This window comes from Cellulosimicrobium sp. NPDC055967 (genome assembly GCF_042269845.1).
Taxonomy (GTDB): Bacteria; Actinomycetota; Actinomycetes; order Actinomycetales; family Cellulomonadaceae; genus Cellulosimicrobium.
On the sequence record NZ_JBHJYJ010000018.1, the window covers coordinates 1 to 19,580 of the forward strand.

A 19,580-nucleotide genomic window follows, 5' to 3' on the forward strand; every position below is an offset into this window, starting at 1 on the left:
CACCCGCTTCACCAAACGCGCCGCCTACTACCGCTCCGAACTCACCATCGCCGCGATCATCCTCTGGCTCCGCGATTCACCGGACACGCCCTAGGCTCGGGACCTGTGAGTGCCGCACCCGCCCCGAACCCGTCGCCAGAGGCCACGCGCCCCGAACCCGTCAGCGCGAGCATGCGCCGCGCGAAGGCGGACGCGCGCTCGGCGCACGTGACGATCGGGCAGGTCCGCGAGGAGGGGGCCGGGCGGGTGACGATCGACTGCTCGTGCGGCATGTCGCTCACGAACGGCCCGGACTGGACCGTCGACGAGCACATCCGCCTCCACCGGGCGGAGGCGCGCTACCTCGCGCTGAGCGCGGTCGCCCCGGCCGGGATGCCGCGGCTCATCCCGGTCGACGCCGACCGGCTGCCGCGCGTGGACTGACCGGCGCTCAGAGCTCGTCGGGGTCGTCCCAGGACGTGCCCGACGACGCGCCGTCGATCGGTCGGCGCTCGTTCTCCGACAGCGACTGCGGGGCCTTGGTCGCGTCCCCACCGGTCAGCACGTCACCGACGGCCTCCCCCTCCTCCTCGCGGCGCGGGGACAGTCGTGCGGAGGCGACGTCCGACTCGTTGAGGTCGTCGCGGTGGTCTGCGTGGGTGCTCATGGCACGGGTCTACCAGGTCCGACGCCGCGATGCACGACCGTCCGCGGCGCGGCGCGGTCAGGGCTTGACGCGGTGAGACGGCCGCGCGACCCGACCCACGATCGACGCGCGCTTGGCACACTATTTGTGCACGTGTCCCCTGTCACGTGAGGTCGGGCGCCTCCTGCGACGACAGCGACCCGGGGGGCGTGGAATCCTCGAGGGCATGCAGACCTGGCCCGGCCACCCCTACCCGTTGGGCGCCACCTATGACGGGACGGGGACGAACTTCGCCCTGTTCTCCGAGGTCGCGGAGCGCGTGGAGCTCTGCCTCCTCGGCGACGACGGCACCGAGACGCGCGTCGACCTCGAGGAGGTCGACGCGCACGTCTGGCACGTCTACCTGCCCGGGAAGGGGCCGGGCACGCGCTACGGCTACCGGGTGCACGGGCCGTACGACCCGGCGAACGGCCACCGGTGCAACCCGGCCAAGCTGCTCCTCGACCCGTACGCGAAGGCGATCGAGGGGCGGGTCGACGGCGACGAGTCCCTGTTCTCCTACCGCTTCGCCGACGGCGGCGAGGCGGCACCGCCCGAGGAGGACCCCGAGGGCGGCGGGACGGACGAGGCACCCGCGACCGCTCCCCCGCTCAACGACGAGGACTCCGCCGGCCACACGATGGTCTCGGTCGTCATCAACCCGTACTTCGACTGGGGCCACGACCGCCCCCCGAACCGGGACTACCACGACAGCGTGATCTACGAGGCGCACGTCAAGGGGATGACGATGCTCCACCCCGACGTGCCCGACGAGCTGCGCGGCACCTACGCCGGGATGGCCCACCCCGCCGTGATCGAGCACCTCGTGACGCTCGGCGTGACCGCGGTCGAGCTCATGCCGGTGCACCAGTTCGTCAACGACCCCACGCTCGTCGAGAAGGGGCTGTCGAACTACTGGGGCTACAACACCATCGGCTTCTTCGCGCCGCACAACGGGTACGCGGCGTACGGGACGCGCGGGCAGCAGGTCATGGAGTTCAAGACCATGGTCAAGGCGCTGCACGAGGCGGGCATCGAGGTCATCCTCGACGTCGTCTACAACCACACCGCCGAGGGCAACCACCTCGGTCCGACGCTGAGCTTCCGCGGCATCGACAACAAGGCGTACTACCGGCTGGTCGACGGCGACGAGGCTCACTACTTCGACACCACCGGCACGGGCAACTCGCTGCTCATGCGCTCGCCGCACGTGCTCCAGCTCATCATGGACTCGCTGCGGTACTGGGTGACGGAGATGCACGTGGACGGGTTCCGCTTCGACCTCGCGGCGACGCTGGCGCGGCAGTTCCACGAGGTCGACCGCCTCTCGGCGTTCTTCGACATCGTGCAGCAGGACCCGGTGATCTCGCAGGTCAAGCTCATCGCCGAGCCGTGGGACCTCGGCGACGGCGGCTACCAGGTGGGCGGGTTCCCGCCGCTGTGGACGGAGTGGAACGGGCAGTACCGGGACACCGTGCGCGACTTCTGGCGCGGTGAGCCCTCGACGCTGCCCGAGCTCGCGAGCCGCCTCACGGGCTCGTCCGACCTCTACGAGCACGGCGGCCGCAAGCCCATCGCGTCGATCAACTTCGTCACCGCGCACGACGGCTTCACGCTCAACGACCTCGTGTCGTACAACGAGAAGCACAACGACGCGAACGGCGAGGACAACAACGACGGCGAGAGCCACAACCGGTCGTGGAACTGCGGCGTGGAGGGACCGACGGACGACCCGGACGTGCGGGCGCTCCGCGCACGGCAGCGCCGCAACTTCCTCGCCACGCTGCTGCTCTCGCAGGGCGTGCCGATGCTCGCGCACGGCGACGAGATCGCGCGCACGCAGGGCGGCAACAACAACGGCTACTGCCAGGACAACGCGATCACGTGGATGGACTGGGGCGGCGAGGAGGGCCTCGACGACGAGCGGGCCGCGCTCCTCGACTTCGCCCGTCGCGTGGTGTGGCTGCGGCGCGACCACCCGGTCCTGCACCGGCGACGCTTCTTCCTCGGCCGCGGCGGCTCCGGGACGGCCGACGACGAGCTGCCGGACATCGAGTGGCTCGACATCACGGGGTCGCGCATGGACCAGCAGGACTGGGACCACGCGTACGCGCGCACCGTCATGGTGTTCCTCAACGGCGACGCGATCCCCGAGCAGGACCGGCGCGGCGAGCCGATCGTGGACGACTCGTTCCTCCTGCTGCTCAACGCGCACTCCGACGCGCTGGAGTTCACCGTGCCGCCCGCGAGGTACGGGGAGGGCTGGGACGTCGTGCTGGACACCGACGGCACGGTCGACGTCGGCGACGCCCTGCACCCGGGAGACACGGTCTCCGTGACGGGCCGCAGCGTCATCGTCCTGACCCGCCCGCCGCTGCGATGACGGCCGCCGTCCCCACCGTCGGCGCAGCCGGCGCGACCGGCGCGCACGGCACGCCGCCCCGCGTCCCCGTCTCGACGTACCGGCTCCAGCTCGGGCCCGACCTCACGTTCGACGACGCCGCGCGCCAGGTCCCGTACCTCGCCTCCCTCGGCGTCACGCACCTCTACCTCTCCCCCGTGCTCCAGGCCGCGCCCGGCTCGACGCACGGCTACGACGTCGTCGACCACACGCGCGTCAGCGCCGAGCTCGGCGGGCGCGACGGCCTGGAGCGTCTCGCCGCGAGCGCCCGGGCGGCGGGTCTGGGCCTGGTGCTCGACGTCGTGCCGAACCACATGGCGGTGCCGACGCCCGCGTGGCACAACCACGCGCTGTGGTCGGTCCTCGAGGACGGCGCCGACTCGCCGTACGCCCGGTGGTTCGACGTCGACTGGTCGGCGGGCGAGGGTGCGGTGCTCATGCCGGTCCTCGGCGCACGCCTGGGCGACGTGCTCGCGGCGGGCGAGATCGCGCTCGACGAGGTCGAGGTCCCCGGGTCGCCGGGGCCGCGCCGCGTGCTGCGGTACCACGACCATGTCTTCCCCGTGCGGGCGGGCACGGAGGACCTGCCCCTCACCGAGCTGGTGGAGCGTCAGCACTACCGCCTCGCGTACTGGCGCGTGGGCGACGAGGAGCTCAACTACCGGCGCTTCTTCGACGTCGGGTCGCTCGTCGCGGTCCGGGTCGAGGACGAGGAGGTGCTCGACGCGACGCACGCGCTCGTGCTCGACCTCGTCACGTCCGGGACCGTCGACGGCCTGCGCATCGACCACCCGGACGGCCTCGCCGACCCGGCGCAGTACCTCCAGCGTCTCGCCGACCGCACCGACGGCGCGTGGGTCGTCGTGGAGAAGATCCTCGCCGGCGAGGAGCAGGTGCCCCCGGACTGGGCGACGGTCGGGACGACGGGCTACGACGTCGCGTGGCGGCTGCAGCAGCTCTTCGTCGATCCCGGCGGCCGGTCGGGTCTGGACGCGGTGATGACGCGCCTCACGGGCGCCGCGCCGGGCGGGCTGGGCGCGCTCGTCGAGGAGGCGAAGCGCGAGGTCGTCGCGGGCCCGCTGTACGCGGAGCTGCACCGCCTGACCGACCTCGCGGCCGCCGTCTGCCATGACGACCCGCGCCTGCGCGACCACACGTGGCGCGGCCTGCACCAGTGCCTGCGCGAGCTGCTCGTCGCGTTCGACCGCTACCGGGCGTACGTCGTGCCGGGCACCCCGCCGCGGCACGAGGCGGTGCGTGCGGTCGAGGAGGCCGCCGCGCGCGCTCGCGCCCGGCTCGACCCCCAGCGCGCGGAGACGCTCGACGTCGTGGTCGGCCTGGTGCTGGGCCGGGAGGTCGGGAGCGCGGGACGGCGCCGCGAGGCGCGCCGCGACGAGCTCGTGGTGCGGTTCCAGCAGGTCTGCGGCGCGGTGACGGCGAAGGGCGTGGAGGACACCGCGTTCTACCGGTGGACCGAGCTCGTGAGCCTGTGCGAGGTGGGGGGCGAGCCGGACCGGTTCAGCCTCGGTGTGCACGACTGGCACGCCTTCGCGCAGCGGTTCGCCGCGCTCACGCCGCACGCCCTCACGGCGGGGTCGACGCACGACACCAAGCGCGGCGAGGACACGCGCGCGGCGCTCGGGGTGCTGTCCGAGGACGCGGCGGGCTGGTCACGGCTCGTCGACGAGGTCCGCGCGGCGACCGCCCCGTACCGCGGGGTGCTCGTGGACGGCCTCGCCGAGAACTTGTTGTGGCAGACCGTGGCGGGCACGTGGCTGCCCGACGCCGGCACCGGGACCGACCTCTCCGACGCGGCTGCGGGCGGGGCGGTCGCCCCCGACCGGCTCGTCGACTACCTGCGCAAGGCGCTGCGCGAGGCGAAGGTCGCGACGTCGTGGACGAGCCCGGACGTCGCCTACGAGGAGGCCGTCGCGGACCTCGCGCGGCGCGCGCTCGCCGACCCCGCGGTGACCGGCGCGTTCGCCCGGTGGTCCCGCGACCACCACGAGGAGCTGCGCGCGGCGAGCCTCGGGATCACGCTCGTGCGGCTCACGGCGCCCGGCGTCGCGGACGTGTACCAGGGCGCGGAGTCGTACGCGCCGACCCTCGTGGACCCCGACAACCGCCGCCCGGTGGACGTCGGGGCGCTGACCGAACGGCTCGCGCGGCTCGACGGCGGGGCGCCCGCCCGCACGCTCGCGGACGAGAAGCTGCTCGTCACCGCGCACGCGCTGCGGCTGCGCCGCGCCCTGGCCGACGCGTTCGTGGGCGACGGCGCCGGGTACGCGCCCGTCGCGTCGTCGACGCCGTGCGCGCTCGCGTTCGCGCGCACCACCCCGGGCAGCGCGGAGACGGGCGTCGCGCGCGTCGTGACCGTCGCGACGCGGCTCGCGGGCACGGTCGACCGGCTCGGGGGGTGGCGCGACCACGTCGTCGCGCTCCCCGAGGGCACGGGGGCGTGGGTCGACGTGCTCACCGGGCGCGAGCACGCGTCCGGCACGGTGCGCGTGGCCGACCTGCTCGCCGACCTGCCGGTCGCGCTCCTCGTCGACCCGGGCGACGCGGCGGGCGCCGCCGTCGCGCGCACGGGCGAGGCCCGGGAGCCCGCGGGGGACGCGCCGTGACGACCGACCCGACGAGCCAGGTGCCCGGTGTCCCCACGACCCGCGTCCCCCCGCCCCGGTCGACCCCCATGCTCGCCGTGCCCGGGCCGCGGCCGGTCGTGTGGGCGCCGACGGCACGCAGCGTCGAGCTGCTCCTGCCGGAGCCGGGCTCCGGGACGTTCGAGGGCGCGCAGCGGCTCCCGCTGCGCCTCGTGGGCGCGCACGTGCCCGGCTGGTGGGGCTACGACCACGAGCTGCCGTGGGGCACGGACTACGGCTTCGCGGTCGACGGCGGCCCGGGGCGCCCGGACCCGCGCAGCCCGTGGCAGCCGTACGGGGTGCACGGTCCGAGCCGCACGTTCGACGCGGCGTACGCGTGGACCGACGACGCGTGGGCGGGCCGCGACATGCGGGGCGAGGTCGTCTACGAGCTGCACGTGGACACCTTCACGCCGCAGGGCACGCTCGACGCCGCGATCGACCGGCTCGACCACCTCGTCGACCTGGGCGTCGGCGCGGTCGAGCTCCTCCCCGTCGCGGCGTTCGGCGGCGAGCGGGGCTGGGGCTACGACGGCGTGCACCTGTACGCGGTGCACGAGCCCTACGGGGGCCCGCGCGCCCTGCAGCGGTTCGTGGACGCCGCCCACGCCCGGGGTCTCGCGGTCGTGCTCGACGTCGTCTACAACCACCTCGGGCCGTCCGGGAACTACCTGCCGGAGTTCGGCCCGTACTTCACCGACGCGCACACGACGCCGTGGGGCTCGGCGGTGAACCTCGACCGGCCGGGCAGCCGGGAGGTACGCGAGTGGGTGATCGACAACGCCGAGCGGTGGTTCGTCGAGTTCCACGTGGACGCGCTGCGCCTCGACGCCGTGCACGCCCTCGTCGACGACTCCGCGACGCACCTGCTGGCCGAGCTCGCCCGGCGCGTCGACCGCGTCGAGCAGGAGGTCGGACGGCCGCTCACGCTCGTCGCGGAGTCGGACGAGAACGACCCGGCCACGGTCACGGGCGTCGAGCAGGGCGGGCGCGGCATGCGCGCCCAGTGGGCCGACGACGTCCACCACGCCGTGCACGCGCTCCTCACGGGCGAGCGGCAGGGCTACTACGTCGACTTCGGCTCCGTCGCGGTGCTGCGCAAGGCGCTCACGGGCGCGTTCGTGCACGACGGCACGTACTCCACCTTCCGCGGCCGCACGTGGGGCCACCCGGTCCCGGCGGGGACCGACGGGCACGCGTTCGTCGTGAGCGCCCAGAACCACGACCAGGTCGGCAACCGCGCGTTCGGGGACCGGACGTCGGCCACGCTCGACGGCGGCGGGCTCGCCGTGGCCGCGGCGCTCGTCCTGGTCTCGCCCTTCACCCCGCTGCTCTTCATGGGCGAGGAGTGGGGCGCGTCGACGCCGTGGCAGTTCTTCACCGACCACGCCGAGCCGGAGCTCGCCGAGGCGGTCCGGCGCGGGCGGGCGGCGGAGTTCGCCGACCACGGGTGGGGCGACGGCGCGCCGGTGCCCGACCCGCAGGACCCGGCGACCCGCGACGCGAGCGTCCTCGACTGGTCCGAGCGCGACCGCGGCGAGCACGCACGGCTGCTCGCCTGGTACCGGACGCTGGTGGCGCTGCGGTCGCGGCCGGACGTCCGCTCGGGCGACCTCTCGGTCGTGCGCGTGCACGGCCCCGGGGGCGTGGACGACGACGCCTCGGGCGAGGAGCCGGCGGCGACCTCGGCCCCGCGCGGCGGTCCCGCGTTCGTCGTGGACCGCCGGACCGTCGCGGTCGCGGTCAACCTCGGTGCGGAGCCCCGGCGGCTCCGGCTCGCGCTCGGCGGCACGCCGCGCGTCCTCGCCGCGTGGGACCCGGCGACGAGCGTGCACCGACGCCACGTCGACCTGCCCGCGCGTTCGGTCGCGGTCCTGTCCTGGGTGTGACTACGCTCACGCCCATGTCGACGACGAAGAAGGCGAAGAAGAAGCACGGCAAGGGCTCGGGGTCCGGCTCAGGCTCCGTGCCGACGCTCGACGCCGACTGGGAGGTCGCCCCCACGGAGTCGTTGCGCGTGCCCGCCGGCTTCGACCTCGCGGCGTTCGACCGCGGGTCCACGCCGGGGTTCGCCGGCGACAAGGCGGCCGGCCAGGCGCTCGTCGCGCGGCACGCGGACGAGCTCTCCGAGCTGCAGGAGCGCCTGTTCGCGGAGGGCCGCTCGGGCGGGTCGCGCTCGGTCCTGCTCGTCCTGCAGGGCATGGACACCGCGGGCAAGGGCGGCATCGTGCGGCACGTCGTCGGGCTCGTCGACCCGCAGGGCGTCGCGCACCGGTCGTTCGGCGTCCCCACGCCCGAGGAGCGCAAGCACCACTACCTCTGGCGCATCCGCCGCGCCCTGCCCGACCCCGGGTACATCGGCGTCTTCGACCGCTCGCACTACGAGGACGTGCTCGTCGCACGCGTCGACGGCCTCGTGCCGCCCGAGGTCTGGGAGGCGCGGTACGACGAGATCAACCGGTTCGAGGGGAAGGTCGTCGCGGCGGGCACGACCATCGTCAAGGTCGCGCTGCTCGTGTCCTACGAGGAGCAGCGCGCGCGGCTCATGGAGCGCCTCGAGCGCCCGGACAAGTTCTGGAAGTACAACCCGAACGACGTGGACTCGCGCGAGAAGTGGCCCGCGTACCAGGAGGCCTACCAGGCCGTCCTCGACCGGACGAGCACCGAGGCCGCGCCCTGGCACGTCGTCCCGGCCGACCGCAAGTGGTTCGCACGCCTCGCGGTGAGCGAGCTCCTGCTCGACGCGCTGCGCCGCCTCGACCTCGGCTGGCCCCCGGCCGACTTCGACATCGAGGTCGAGAAGGAGCGCCTCGCCGCGACATGAGCCGCCCGGACGGCGACGTGCCGCTCGGGCCTGCCGTCAGGCGGAGGCGCGCGCGACCGCGCGGCCGTCCTCGGCGAGCGCGCCGAGGCGCGAGAGCGCGCGGTAGTACTTCTTGCGGTACCCGCCGCGCAGCATCTCCTCCGTGAACAGGCTCCGCTCCCCCGTGTAGTCGCCCGACCCGGCGAGCAGCACGGGCACGTCGCGGTCGTAGAGGCGGTCGACGAGGACGACGAGGCGCAGGGCGGCGGACTGCTCGGTCACGGTGTGCACGCCGGTGAGCGCGACGACCTCGACGCCGTCGAGCAGCGCACGGTAGCGGCTGGGGTGCACGTGCGAGAGGTGCGCCAGCAGGTCGTCGAACGCGTCGAGCGTCGTGCCGGGGCGGCCCACCGCCGCGGCCCGCACCGCGTCCTCGGGCAGCGGGGCCGAGTCGGTGACCACCGCACGGTGGCGGTAGTCCTCGCCGTCGACGCGCAGCACCTCGAACCGGGCCGCGAGCGCCTGGATCTCGCGCAGGAAGTCCTCGGCCGCGAAGCGGCCCTCGCCGAGCGCCTCGGGCAGCGTGTTCGACGTCGCCGCGAGCGCGACGCCGCGGTCGGCGAGCTCGCGCAGGAGGCGCGACATGAGCACGGTGTCCCCCGGGTCGTCGAGCTCGAACTCGTCGATGCACACGAGCTTCTTCGTCGCGAGCGCGTCCACCGTCGCCTGGAAGCCGAGCGCGCCCACCAGGTTCGTGTACTCGACGAACGTGCCGTAGGCGCTCGCGTCGAGGCCGACGGCGTGCGCGAGGGACGTGAGGAGGTGGGTCTTGCCGACGCCGAAGCCGCCGTCCATGTACACCGCGGGCGCGGTCTGCTTGCGGCCGCCGAAGAGCCCCTTGCGCGCGGGCTTCACGACGGCGGCCGCGACCTCCTCGAGCCGCGCGACGGTGCGCGCCTGGCTCGGGTACGCGGGGTTCGCGCGGTAGGTCGAGAAGCGGGCGTCGGCGAAGTGCCGCGGCGGCAGGAGGTCGGCCAGCAGGCGTGCGGGCGGGACGGACGGGCGGACGTCGGCGAGGGCGCGCGTGCGTCCGGGCACGTCGAGGGTCGCGTCGGGGGCCGACGCGCGGGCGGTGCCGGGGAGGGCTGCCGGGGCCGAGTTGCCGCCGGCGACGGGCGCAGTCACGAGGATCCAGCCTACGCCTGCGGCTAACCTGGCCGCTGTGACCTCCACCACGGCGACCCCGGCCGGGCGCACCGACCTGCCCCCGCTCGACGTCCTGCTCCCCGCCGCGGAGCACCTGCCGCCCGACGCGCGCGAGGAGCGCCTCGCGGCGCTCTACGCGTACGGCCCGCCCGCACGCGGGTCGCACGTCGTGCGCGCCAACATGGTCGCGAGCGTCGACGGCGCGGCGTGGGGCCCGGACCACCGCTCGGGGTCGATCAACGACGACGCGGACTGGCGCGTCTTCCGCGTCCTGCGCGCGCTGGCCGACGTCGTCCTGGTCGGTGCAGGGACCGCCCGCGCGGAGGGATACACCGCGCTCGACCGGCCGCGCGGTCTACGACACCTGCACGACGCGCCGCTCGAGCTCGCGATCGTCACCCGGACCGGCCGAGTCCCCGAGGCGCTCGCCCGCGGCGACCGTGCGCCCTTCGTGCTCACCGGCCCCGCCGGGGCGGCCGCGGCGAGGGGCGCCGTGCCCGCAGACCGGGTGCTCGTCGTCGGGCACGACGCGGAGGGCACCTCGCCCGGGCCGGACGCCGCCGTCGACCTCGCCGCGGGGCTCGCCGCGCTCGCCGACCGCGGCCTGGCCCGCGTGCTCACCGAGGGCGGGCCGACGCTCCTGGGCGACCTGCTCGCGGCGGACCTGGTCGACGAGCTGTGCGTCACCACGACGCCGACCGTCGTCGGGCAGGGGCCCGGCCGGATCGTGGCCGGGGCGGCGCCGTCGGGCACGACCGCGCTCCCGCCCCGGGGCGCGCGCCTCGCGCACCTGCTGCACAGCCCCGAGGACCGGCCCGGCTCCCCCGCCGGTACGACCGCCGCGCGCTGGCTCCTGCCGATAGGCTGATCCGCGTGACCGACACGATCCTCGTCCTGACCGAAGACACGCTGAACCCGGCCGACGTGCAGCACATCCTGTCGCTGCACGAGGACGAGCAGCTCGCCTACCGGGTGCTCGTGCCCGCGGACACGGAGCGCAACGTGATCTCCGGGATCATCGACCACCTCAGCGTGGGCGAGCTCAAGGAGGCGTGGGACGAGGTCCTCGGTCGCGAGCCCTCGCCGGTCCAGGCGACGGTGACGGCGGGCGAGCAGCTCGAGCGCAGCGTCGCGGAGCTGCGCGCGGCGGGGCGCGAGGCCGACGGCTCGGTCGTCGACGACGACCCGCTGCCCGCGCTGCACAAGGCCGTCGCCGCGGACGGCGTGCGCGAGATCGTCGTCGTGACCTACCCGCACGCGGTCGAGGACACGTTCCACACCGACTGGGCTTCCCGCGCGCGCGAGGAGCTCCACGTCCCCGTGCTGCACCTGTACTCGGGCACGAGCGAGCTGGGCTGACCCGGCGTCGAGCCTCTCTGCCGAGGCAGAGGCCCGGTCCGTCGAGGGAGGGGCCTGGTCAGGCCCCGCGGACGCGGTGCCCTGCGCGGCGGATGGTCGCGCGCGCGAGCTGGTCGGTCGAGTCGAGGTAGAGCGGGTCGGCGAGCAGGTCGTGGTCGACGGCGACGACCGACAGCTCCGTGCAGCCCAGCACGATCACCTGGGCACCCCGCTCGACGAGCCGGCCCGCGACGGCGCGGAACGTCTCGATGTCGACCGGCCGGCCGGCCTTGACCTGCTCGTAGATGATCTGCGAGACGAGCGCCTGGTCGGCCTCGTCCGGGACGAGCGCGTCGACGCCGTGACGCGCGAAGGCGTCCTGGTAGACGCCCGACGCCGCGGTCCCCGCCGTCGCGAGCAGACCCACCGCGCGCAGGTCCGCGACCCGCGACCGGGCCGCGTCGACCGTCGTGTCGATGATGGACACGAACGGGACGCTGATCGCGTCGAGCACCTGCTGGGTGAAGTAGTGCGCCGTGTTGCACGGCATCACGAGGAAGTCCGCCCCGAAGCGCTCGAGCCGTTCCGCGTCGCGCGCGAGCACCGGGCCCGGGTCCGCGTCCGAGCGGCCGAGGATGAACGCCGTGCGGTCGGGGATCGTCGCGTGGTTGAGCACGACGGCGTCCACGTGGTCCTGGTCGCGCTCCGCCTCCGTGAGCTCGACGAGGAGCTGGAGGAAGTACGCCGTGGCGAGCGGCCCGACCCCTCCGAGCACTCCGACGAGGGGCTGGGCGTGGTCCTGGTCCGGTCGCGAGGTCACCCGTGGATCCTACGGCGGCCCACGTCCCGGACACCCCCTCGGCCCCCGCGCCGACCCCGCCATGCTGTGCCCATGGCTCCGATGCTCGCCGGACCGGCGGTCGACCCGCGCGCCTTCGCCGTGCCGCAGCCCGTGCTCGACACCGGCGACGGCCTGCGGCTGCGCCCGTGGACCGGTGACGACGCCCCCGCGCTGCGCGAGGTGTACGACGACCCGGCGGTCCGGCGGTGGCACGTCCGGTCGCTCACGACCGACGACGAGGCGCGCGACGTCGCGCTCGGGTGGGCGGCGCGCTGGGGCGAGGCGGCCGGCGCCTCGTGGGCCGTCGTCGACCAGGAGGGCACGCTCTGCGGGCGCGTCGCGCTGCGCGACGTGTCGCTGCAGGACGGGAGCGCCGAGGTCGCCTACTGGACGGTGCCGACGGCCCGCGGCCAGGGGGTCGCGCCGCGCGCGCTACGCACCGCGACGCGATGGGCCTTCGGCGCCGGCTTCCACCGACTGTGGCTCGAGCACTCGGTCGACAACGCACCGTCGTGCCGCGCGGCCGCCTCGGCGGGCTACGCCGCGGAAGGGGTCCGGCGCTCGGCCGTGCTGCACGCCGACGGGTGGCACGACATGCACACCCACGCGCGGATCGCGCCCGAGGCGTCGCTAGGGTGACTGGCATGACACTGCGTCACGTCCTGTTCGACGCCGACGGCGTGCTCCAGCACATCCCCGAGGGCTGGTATGCGGCGGTCGAGCCCTACCTCGGCGACCGGACCCGGGAGTTCCTGCTCGAGACGTGGAGCGAGGAGCTGCCCATGCTGGTCGGCGACGGCGACTATCTCCCGGTCCTCGCCGCGGGGCTCGAGCGCTACGGCGTGACGGAGCCGGCGGAGGACGTCTACCGCGCGATCTGGTTCGACGCGCTCGAGGTCGTCGACGCGTCGTTCGACCTCGTGCGCGGGCTGCGGGCGAGCGGCTACGGCGTGCACCTCGGCACCAACCAGGAGAGCCGGCGCGTGTCGTTCATGCGCCAGACCCTCGGCTACGACGCGGAGTTCGACACGAGCTGGTACTCGTGCGAGCTCGGGATCGCCAAGCCCGACCCGCGGTTCTTCGTCGAGGCGGCCCGGCGCATCGGCGCGGACCCGGACGAGGTGCTGTTCGTCGACGACACCGCGCGCAACGTCGAGGGCGCGCGCGCCGCCGGCATGGTCGGGGTGCACTGGGACGTCTCGCGCGGCCACGACGAGCTCGTGCGCACGTTGGCCGGGCACGGCGTCGCCATCCAGGCCGGTCAGGGCGCCGCGGGCGAGGGCGTCGCGAGTTACGGCAACCCGGGCGCGGCCGTACCCGGCCCGTAGGATGGCGGACGCCCGCCGACCACACAGAGAAACGGACGACCCTCCGCGATGACGTACGGCAACGCCGAGTTCCTCCCCATCGTCCTGGGGACCAACCTCAACACCTACAACATCGCGAGGTCGTTGCACGAGGCGTACGGCGTCCGCACGCTGGCCCTGGGCCGCTTCCCGCTGCGCGAGACGGCGGACTCCCGCATCGTCGACGTGCGCACCTACCGCGACTTCGACGACCCGGAGCGCATCGTCGCGGTCCTGCGCGAGCTCGCCGAGGAGTTCCCGGGCCGCAAGCGCCTGCTCGTCGCGAACATCGAGTTCTACACGAACGTCGTGATCGCGCACCGCGCCGAGCTCGAGGACCTGTACGTCATCCCGCTCGTCGGCCAGGAGCTGGCCGCGCGCCTCATGAACAAGACGGACTTCTACCGCACCTGCGCGGAGCTGGGCGTGCCGCACCCGGAGACGGTGATCGCGACGGCGGCGGACGTCGACGCGCCGGGCTTCGGCGAGAACCTGCCGTTCCCCTACCCGCTCATCCTCAAGCCGTCGGACACGGACACGTACCCGCGCCTGCGGTTCGAGGGCAAGAAGAAGGTCTACCTGGTCCAGGACGCGGCCGAGCTGCGCGACGTCGGGCGCCGCATCTACGCCGCGGGGTACACGGACGACCTCATCGTCCAGGAGTACCTCGCGGGCGACGAGTCGGTCATGCGCGTGGTCAACACGTACTCCGACCGGCACGGCCGCCTGCGGTTCCTCTCCGCGGCGCAGATCGTGCTCGGCGAGTACGACCCGAAGCTCGTCGGGAACTACAACGCCGTCGTGACGATGAAGGACGACAAGCTCACCGAGTCGGTCCGGCACCTGCTCGACAGCCTCGGCTACGTCGGCGCCGCGAACCTCGACGTCATGTACGACCGCCGCACGGGCACGAGCAAGATCCTCGAGGTCAACCTGCGCCAGGGCGCGGCGAGCTTCTACACGATGGCGGCGGGCGGCAACCTCGCCCGCTGCTACGTCGAGGACCTGGTGCACGGGCGCGAGCTCCCCGAGCAGGTCACGTCGGAGGCGCGCCTGTGGGTGAACGTGCCCTACCCCGTCGTGCGCGCCCTCGTGCCGGTGTCGCTGCGCCACCGCGTGAAGAAGGCCCGCAAGCACGGCGTGTGGCACACGCTGCGCTACGCGCCCGACAGGAGCCTGCGCCGCCGCCTCGACGTGTGGCGCGTCGACCTGCGCCACACGCTCGACTACGTGAAGTTCGCGCGCTCCCGCCCGTCGGCATGATGCTCCCGTCGACCAGGCGGTCTCGGCGCGTCCCGTGTCACTGACGCGCAGGGATCGCCTGTTCGGCCGGCCGGGATCGCCTGGTCGAGGGGGTCAGGGGTTCACAGTGCGGAGCGCACGGCCTCGACGATGCGGCGCGCCGTCGCGGCTCCCACCGTGGTCGGGAGGTTGACGACGCGGGCCACGAGGTCCTCCGTCGTCGCGAGCGCGGGGTCGCCGGGCGTGTACCCGTAGACCGTCGGGTCGTCCGGGCCAGGGAACAGCGCGGGGCGGTACCACTTGCCGACGTAGAACCCGGCGACGGTGAGCTCCCGCACGAGCCGGTCGGCGGTCGCCGCGTCGGGCGCGAAGAACGGGAACCGGACGAGCGGCGCGCGCTCGCCGACCCCCGCCGGCACCTCGACGACGTCGGACAGCCCGCGCACGTACTCCGCGACGGTGTCCGCGCGACGCGCCTCGACGTCGCCGCTCGACCGCAGCGCGTCGACCATCCGGCCGGTGACCCACGACGACGGCCGCTGCGGCGGGTGCGCGAGGCCGCCCCGGTTCTCCACGGGCGCGATCGCCGGCTCGTACGCTCCGACGGCGGTGAGCGCGCCGCGGACCTTGCCCGCCGCCCCGCCCGGGAGGCGGTTGAGCACGCGGACCTGCGTGCGGAAGCTGCGCGCGGCGAGGTCGAGCCGGGCCCCGACGACCGGCAGCGCGTCGAGCGCGGACACGATCGCGGCACGCAGCGCCGGGTCGAGCGCCGGGCTCACCCACACGGCACCGCCGAACCGCGTCGGCAGCATCTTCTCCACGCCGAACGAGTGGAACGAGACGTCCGCGACCGGCGACCCGTCGGCGTCGCGCGCGAGGCGCGTGACGCAGTGCGCGCTGTCCTCCACGAGGAGCGCCCCGACCGAGCGCGCCGCGGCGCGCAGCCGGAGCGCGGCCGCGTCGTCGACGATGCCGAACGTGTTCTGCAGCACGACGGCGCGCGTGTCCGGCCCGACCGCGAGCCGGTCGGGGTCGATCGCGACGGTCGCCGGGGACACCTCGGCGTAGACGGGCCGCAGGCCTGCGACGAGGACGGGGTCGACGGCCGTCGAGCACGTGAACACCTGGGTGACCACCTCGCCCGCGCCGCGCACCTCGGCGAGCGCCCGGAACACGACCTCCATCCCGTAGCGGGCCTTGAAGACGAGGAACCAGTCGGCCGGGTCGGTGCCCGTCCGGTCGGCGAGCATCCTCGTCGCGGTCGCGTCCTGCGGGTGGCGGCTCATCGTTCTCCGTGTCGTCCGGCGTCAGGGGGGTCAGAGAGGTCGGGCCGACGCAGCGGCCCGCCGGGCCTAGCCTGCCACGTCACCCGACGGGCCCGGACCGCGCGCGGCGTCGGGCCCGACTCGGGAGCGGCGGACGCACCGACGGCGGCCGTCGCGCCGGAGCGCGACGACCGCCGTCGGTGCGTGCGGTGGTGAGCCGTCAGGCGTCGGACTCGGTCCGGTCGCCCGACCACTCGGTGTGGAACGTGCCCGCCTTGTCGACGCGGCGGTAGGTGTGCGCGCCGAAGAAGTCGCGCTGCGCCTGGATGAGCGCGGCGGGCAGGCGCTCGGCCCGGACGCCGTCGTAGTAGGCGAGCGACGACGAGAACGCGGGCGTGGGGACCCCGTTCAGCGCGGCCTGCGACACGACCCGACGCCAGGCGGCGAGGCCGTTGCCCACCGCGCCGGTGAAGTACTCGTCCGCGAGGAGCAGCGGGAGCTGCGCGTCGCGCTCGTACGCCTCGGTGATGCGGTTGAGGAAGCGCGCGCGGATGATGCAGCCGCCGCGCCAGATGCGGGCCATCGCGCCGCGGTCGATGTCCCAGCCGTACTCGGCGGACGCGGCCGCGATCTGGTCGAAGCCCTGCGAGTACGCGACGACCTTCGACGCGTACAGCGCGAGGCGCACGTCCTCGACGAACGCGTCGCGGTCCTGCACGTCCCACGCGGCGGCGTCGGCGGGCAGCGCGGCGCGGCCCGCCTCGCGCTGCGGGACCGAGCCGGACAGCGCGCGGGCGAACGTCGCCTCGGCGATGCCGGTGATCGGCACGCCGAGGTCGAGGCCGTTCTGCACCGTCCAGCGGCCGGTGCCCTTCTGCTCCGCCTGGTCGAGCACGACGTCCACGAACGCCTTGCCGGTCTCCGCGTCCACGTGCTGGAGCACGTCCGCGGTGATCTCGATGAGGAACGACTCGAGGTCGCCCGTGTTCCACTGCGCGAAGATCTCGCCGATCTCCTGCGCGGACGCGCCGAGCCCCTGCTTGAGCAGGTCGTACGCCTCGGCGATGAGCTGCATGTCGGCGTACTCGATGCCGTTGTGCACCATCTTGACGAAGTGGCCGGCGCCGTCGGGGCCGACGTAGGTGCAGCACGGCACGCCGTCGACCTTCGCCGAGATGTCCTCGAGGATCGGGCCGAGGCTCTGGTAGGACTCGCGCGTGCCGCCGGGCATGATCGACGGGCCGTTGAGCGCACCTTCCTCGCCGCCCGAGACGCCGGTGCCGACGAAGTGCAGGCCCTGCGCCGCGAGCGCCTTCTCCCGGCGGATCGTGTCCGGGAAGTGCGCGTTGCCGGCGTCGACGACGATGTCGCCCTCCTCCAGCAGCGGCACGAGCTCGTCGATGACGGCGTCGGTGGCCGCGCCCGCCTTGACCATGATGACGACCTTGCGCGGACGCTCGAGCGAGGCGACGAAGTCGGCCATCGACTCGGACGGGACGAAGTCGCCCTCGCTGCCCGCCTCGGCGATCAGGGACTCGGTCTTGGCGTACGAGCGGTTGTGCACCGCGACCGTGTAGCCGTGCCGGGCGAAGTTGCGGGCCAGGTTGCGACCCATGACGGCGAGTCCGGTCACACCGATCTGTGCGCGTGCTGACATCTGCTTCCCTGCTCCTCGAGGGTCGGTCCCGGCGCACGACGGCTGCGCGCGGGGAGGGCGCGGAGCCGTTCCAGGCCGGGCGCGGGCGCGCGGCCGGGTGCACCGGTGATGGATACGCCGCCAGCCTAGTCCTCGTGCGCCGCACCGCTCCCGAGGGGCCACGATCCGGTCACCCGCAGCGTTCTTGACGAAGTCGGGATCACGATTCGATGACAGCCGCGCGGCGTGCGTCCGGTTCGTCCGGTCGGCTCGTAGTGTGCCGAGGGTGATCACCGCTCACGGGACCGACGCTCCCCCGGAGTTCCGTGCCGTCCTCGACGCCCTCGGCGCGCGGCGGCTGCGACCCGAGGTGACGCTGCGCGAGGTCCCTGCCCCCCGCCGGATCGCGCCGTGGTCGGTCGCGCTCACGGGCGAGGTCGAGGCCCCGCGCGCCGACGACCCCGACCTCGCGTCGGGGCGGTTCATCGTGCTTCACGACCCCGCGGGGCAGGAGGCGTGGCAGGGCAGCTTCCGCGTGGTGACGATGGTGCGCGCGACGCTGGAGCCGGAGATGGCGTCCGAGGAGATGCTCGCCGAGGTCGCGTGGACCTGGCTCGAGGACGCGCTCCACGACACCGGTGCGGCCGTGCGCGCGGAGGGCGGCACGGTGACGCGCGTGCTGTCGCAGAGCTTCGGCGCGCTCGCCGGGAAGGACAACGACGTCGAGCTGGAGATGCGCGCGTCGTGGACCCCCGTGCCCGCGGGCCCCACCGGTCCGGCGGACCTCGGCGACCACCTCGCGGCCTGGGCGCAGCTGCTGTGCACGGCAGCCGGGCTACCTCCCCTGCCCGACGGCGTCACGCCCCTCGGTGCTCGACCCCCCGCCCGACGCAATACCGTGAACCCATGAGCTCGACCGCAGCACCCGCACCCCCGCCGCTCGACCCGACCCCCGCGACCGGCACACAGCAGACCGTCGTCACGCCGCTCACCGAGCCGTCCGACGGGCTCGGCCGCGTCGTGGACACCCCTGCCGCGTTCGCGCGCGTCGTCGACGCGTTCGCCGCCGCGAGCGGCCCGGTCGCCGCCGACGCGGAGCGCGCCTCGGGCTACCGCTACGGTCAGCGCACCTACCTCGTCCAGGTCCGTCGCGAGGGTGCAGGGACGGCGCTCGTCGACCCCGTCGCCGTGCCCGACCTGTCGCCGCTGCGCGAGGCGGTCGGGGACGCGGAGTGGGTGCTGCACGCCGCGTCCCAGGACCTGCCGGGCCTCGCCGAGCACGGCGTGGTCCCCGCGAGCGTGTTCGACACCGAGCTCGCGGCCCGCCTGCTCGGCATGGAGCGCGTCGGCCTCGCGGCCGTCGTCGCGGACGTGCTCGGCCTCGGCCTCGCGAAGGAGCACTCGGCGGTCGACTGGTCGACCCGCCCGCTCCCGGACGACTGGCTGCGGTACGCCGCGCTCGACGTCGAGGTGCTCGTCCCGCTGCGCCGGGCCCTCGGCGAGCGGCTCGAGGAGGCGGGCAAGGCCGGCTGGGCGGCGGAAGAGTTCGAGGCGGTGCGGACCGCCGGTCCGCCGCCGCCGCGCCCCGAGCCGTGGCGGCGCACGTCCGGCACGCACACGCTGCGCGACCCGCGTCGGCTGGCGGTCGTGCGGAGCCTGTGGGAGGCCCGCGACGCGACCGCTCGCGCGCGGGACATCGCGCCCGGCCGCGTGCTGCCCGACCGCGCGATCGTCGCCGCCGCCGAGGCGCTGCCCCGCACGGCCGGCCAGCTCGTCGAGCTCCCCCCGTTCGCGGGCAAGGGCACACGCCGCCGGGCGGCGTACTGGCAGCGCGCGATCGACGCCGCGCTCGCGCTGCCCGCGAGCGCCCTCCCCACGACACGGGGGCCGCGCACGGACGCCCCACCGCCGCCGCGCGCGTGGGCCGACCGCGACCCCGGCGCCGCGGCCCGCCTCGAAGCGGCGCGCGGCGTCGTGCAGGGGATCTCGGAACGGTTCGCGCTCCCGGTGGAGAACGTGCTCCAGCCCGACGCGCTGCGGCGCCTGTGCTGGACGCCGCCGGACCCGCTCGATGCGGCGGGGATCGCCGCGTTCCTGCACGGGCGCGGCGCGCGCGACTGGCAGGTGGCGCTCGTCGCCGAGCCCCTCGCGCAGGCGTTCGCGAGCATCGGGCGGGCGTAGCGAGCGGGTAGGGTC

17 protein-coding genes are annotated in these 19,580 nt (G+C 74.6%); 12 read left to right on the forward strand and 5 right to left on the reverse strand.

The genetic code is table 11. From position 1 onward, the window contains the following. The first annotated feature begins 105 nt into the window (after nucleotides 1-105). Complete coding sequence (locus tag ACFC2L_RS17755) at nucleotides 106-423, forward strand: hypothetical protein (RefSeq protein WP_375825668.1); 318 nt, start codon at nucleotides 106-108, stop codon at nucleotides 421-423. A 7-nt stretch (nucleotides 424-430) separates the two neighbouring features. Here ACFC2L_RS17755 and ACFC2L_RS17760 read toward each other — a convergent pair whose 3' ends face one another. After that, on the reverse strand, nucleotides 431-646 hold the full coding sequence (locus ACFC2L_RS17760) for a hypothetical protein (RefSeq protein WP_087471935.1): 216 nt from the start codon (nucleotides 644-646) through the stop codon (nucleotides 431-433). Nucleotides 647-851: 205 nt separating this feature from the next. Here ACFC2L_RS17760 and glgX point away from each other — a divergent pair, with 205 nt between their 5' ends. From glgX to ACFC2L_RS17780, 4 genes are all read left to right on the forward strand, one after another. Continuing rightward, entirely contained in the window at nucleotides 852-3,047 is a 2,196-nt protein-coding gene (gene glgX, locus ACFC2L_RS17765; RefSeq protein ID WP_375825669.1) for a glycogen debranching protein GlgX, read from the forward strand. After that, complete coding sequence (gene treY / locus ACFC2L_RS17770) at nucleotides 3,044-5,689, forward strand: malto-oligosyltrehalose synthase (RefSeq protein ID WP_375825670.1); 2,646 nt, start codon at nucleotides 3,044-3,046, stop codon at nucleotides 5,687-5,689. Before glgX ends, treY begins: the two co-directional genes overlap by 4 nt. Before the next feature lie 68 nt (nucleotides 5,690-5,757). Then, the gene (gene treZ / locus ACFC2L_RS17775) at nucleotides 5,758-7,596 is read left to right on the forward strand and encodes a malto-oligosyltrehalose trehalohydrolase (protein WP_375825726.1); all 1,839 of its coding nucleotides are present in this window, start codon (nucleotides 5,758-5,760) and stop codon (nucleotides 7,594-7,596) included. A 14-nt stretch (nucleotides 7,597-7,610) separates the two neighbouring features. Then, nucleotides 7,611-8,531, forward strand: coding sequence for a PPK2 family polyphosphate kinase (locus ACFC2L_RS17780; protein WP_375825671.1), 921 nt, complete (start codon nucleotides 7,611-7,613; stop codon nucleotides 8,529-8,531). 36 nt (nucleotides 8,532-8,567) lie between these two features. Here the strand turns inward: ACFC2L_RS17780 and zapE are convergent, their stop codons facing one another. Then, nucleotides 8,568-9,695 (reverse strand): cell division protein ZapE, encoded by a 1,128-nt coding sequence (gene zapE / locus ACFC2L_RS17785; protein WP_375825672.1) that lies wholly within the window; start codon nucleotides 9,693-9,695, stop codon nucleotides 8,568-8,570. 37 nt (nucleotides 9,696-9,732) lie between these two features. Here zapE and ACFC2L_RS17790 point away from each other — a divergent pair, with 37 nt between their 5' ends. Both ACFC2L_RS17790 and ACFC2L_RS17795 read left to right on the forward strand, forming a co-directional pair. Continuing rightward, nucleotides 9,733-10,584: a dihydrofolate reductase family protein gene (locus ACFC2L_RS17790; RefSeq protein WP_375825673.1), complete on the forward strand. Its 852-nt coding sequence runs from the start codon at nucleotides 9,733-9,735 to the stop codon at nucleotides 10,582-10,584. 5 nt (nucleotides 10,585-10,589) lie between these two features. Then, on the forward strand, nucleotides 10,590-11,075 hold the full coding sequence (locus tag ACFC2L_RS17795) for a hypothetical protein (RefSeq protein WP_375825674.1): 486 nt from the start codon (nucleotides 10,590-10,592) through the stop codon (nucleotides 11,073-11,075). A gap of 58 nt (nucleotides 11,076-11,133) precedes the next feature. On the opposite strand, the gene ACFC2L_RS17800 is transcribed toward ACFC2L_RS17795, so the two are convergent. Continuing rightward, on the reverse strand, nucleotides 11,134-11,874 hold the full coding sequence (locus ACFC2L_RS17800; RefSeq protein WP_375825675.1) for an aspartate/glutamate racemase family protein: 741 nt from the start codon (nucleotides 11,872-11,874) through the stop codon (nucleotides 11,134-11,136). 72 nt (nucleotides 11,875-11,946) lie between these two features. Here ACFC2L_RS17800 and ACFC2L_RS17805 point away from each other — a divergent pair, with 72 nt between their 5' ends. Genes ACFC2L_RS17805 through ACFC2L_RS17815 form a run of 3 tightly spaced genes read left to right on the forward strand, consistent with a single transcriptional unit; the run spans nucleotide 11,947 to nucleotide 14,504 of the window. After that, a complete protein-coding gene (locus tag ACFC2L_RS17805) occupies nucleotides 11,947-12,534 on the forward strand; it encodes a GNAT family N-acetyltransferase (RefSeq protein WP_375825676.1) in 588 nt (195 codons plus the stop codon). A gap of 5 nt (nucleotides 12,535-12,539) precedes the next feature. Then, nucleotides 12,540-13,223, forward strand: a complete 684-nt coding sequence (locus tag ACFC2L_RS17810) for an HAD family hydrolase (protein ID WP_375825677.1) — start codon at nucleotides 12,540-12,542, stop codon at nucleotides 13,221-13,223. 48 nt (nucleotides 13,224-13,271) lie between these two features. Continuing rightward, entirely contained in the window at nucleotides 13,272-14,504 is a 1,233-nt protein-coding gene (locus tag ACFC2L_RS17815; RefSeq protein ID WP_375825678.1) for a hypothetical protein, read from the forward strand. Between the two features lie 101 nt (nucleotides 14,505-14,605). On the opposite strand, the gene ACFC2L_RS17820 is transcribed toward ACFC2L_RS17815, so the two are convergent. Both ACFC2L_RS17820 and gndA read right to left on the reverse strand, forming a co-directional pair. Then, a complete protein-coding gene (locus ACFC2L_RS17820; protein ID WP_375825679.1) occupies nucleotides 14,606-15,769 on the reverse strand; it encodes a DegT/DnrJ/EryC1/StrS family aminotransferase in 1,164 nt (387 codons plus the stop codon). 199 nt (nucleotides 15,770-15,968) lie between these two features. Further along, the gene (gndA, locus tag ACFC2L_RS17825; protein ID WP_087471924.1) at nucleotides 15,969-17,405 is read right to left on the reverse strand and encodes an NADP-dependent phosphogluconate dehydrogenase; all 1,437 of its coding nucleotides are present in this window, start codon (nucleotides 17,403-17,405) and stop codon (nucleotides 15,969-15,971) included. A 265-nt stretch (nucleotides 17,406-17,670) separates the two neighbouring features. Here gndA and ACFC2L_RS17830 point away from each other — a divergent pair, with 265 nt between their 5' ends. Both ACFC2L_RS17830 and ACFC2L_RS17835 read left to right on the forward strand, forming a co-directional pair. Beyond that, the gene (locus ACFC2L_RS17830; RefSeq protein ID WP_375825680.1) at nucleotides 17,671-18,294 is read left to right on the forward strand and encodes a DUF3000 domain-containing protein; all 624 of its coding nucleotides are present in this window, start codon (nucleotides 17,671-17,673) and stop codon (nucleotides 18,292-18,294) included. Then, entirely contained in the window at nucleotides 18,291-19,565 is a 1,275-nt protein-coding gene (locus ACFC2L_RS17835) for an HRDC domain-containing protein (protein WP_375825681.1), read from the forward strand. Before ACFC2L_RS17830 ends, ACFC2L_RS17835 begins: the two co-directional genes overlap by 4 nt. Nucleotides 19,566-19,580 lie beyond the last annotated feature (15 nt).

What these genes read in the sequence shown, in the direction of transcription:
- ACFC2L_RS17760 (WP_087471935.1), bottom strand. Translation starts at nt 646, where the DNA reads ATGAGCACCCACGCAGACCACCGCGACGACCTCAACGAGTCGGACGTC.
- glgX (WP_375825669.1), top strand. Translation starts at nt 852, where the DNA reads ATGCAGACCTGGCCCGGCCACCCCTACCCGTTGGGCGCCACCTATGAC.
- treY (WP_375825670.1), top strand. Translation starts at nt 3,044, where the DNA reads ATGACGGCCGCCGTCCCCACCGTCGGCGCAGCCGGCGCGACCGGCGCG.
- treZ (WP_375825726.1), top strand. Translation starts at nt 5,758, where the DNA reads ATGCTCGCCGTGCCCGGGCCGCGGCCGGTCGTGTGGGCGCCGACGGCA.
- ACFC2L_RS17780 (WP_375825671.1), top strand. Translation starts at nt 7,611, where the DNA reads ATGTCGACGACGAAGAAGGCGAAGAAGAAGCACGGCAAGGGCTCGGGG.
- ACFC2L_RS17805 (WP_375825676.1), top strand. Translation starts at nt 11,947, where the DNA reads ATGGCTCCGATGCTCGCCGGACCGGCGGTCGACCCGCGCGCCTTCGCC.
- ACFC2L_RS17810 (WP_375825677.1), top strand. Translation starts at nt 12,540, where the DNA reads ATGACACTGCGTCACGTCCTGTTCGACGCCGACGGCGTGCTCCAGCAC.
- ACFC2L_RS17815 (WP_375825678.1), top strand. Translation starts at nt 13,272, where the DNA reads ATGACGTACGGCAACGCCGAGTTCCTCCCCATCGTCCTGGGGACCAAC.
- ACFC2L_RS17820 (WP_375825679.1), bottom strand. Translation starts at nt 15,769, where the DNA reads ATGAGCCGCCACCCGCAGGACGCGACCGCGACGAGGATGCTCGCCGAC.
- gndA (WP_087471924.1), bottom strand. Translation starts at nt 17,405, where the DNA reads ATGTCAGCACGCGCACAGATCGGTGTGACCGGACTCGCCGTCATGGGT.
- ACFC2L_RS17835 (WP_375825681.1), top strand. Translation starts at nt 18,291, where the DNA reads ATGAGCTCGACCGCAGCACCCGCACCCCCGCCGCTCGACCCGACCCCC.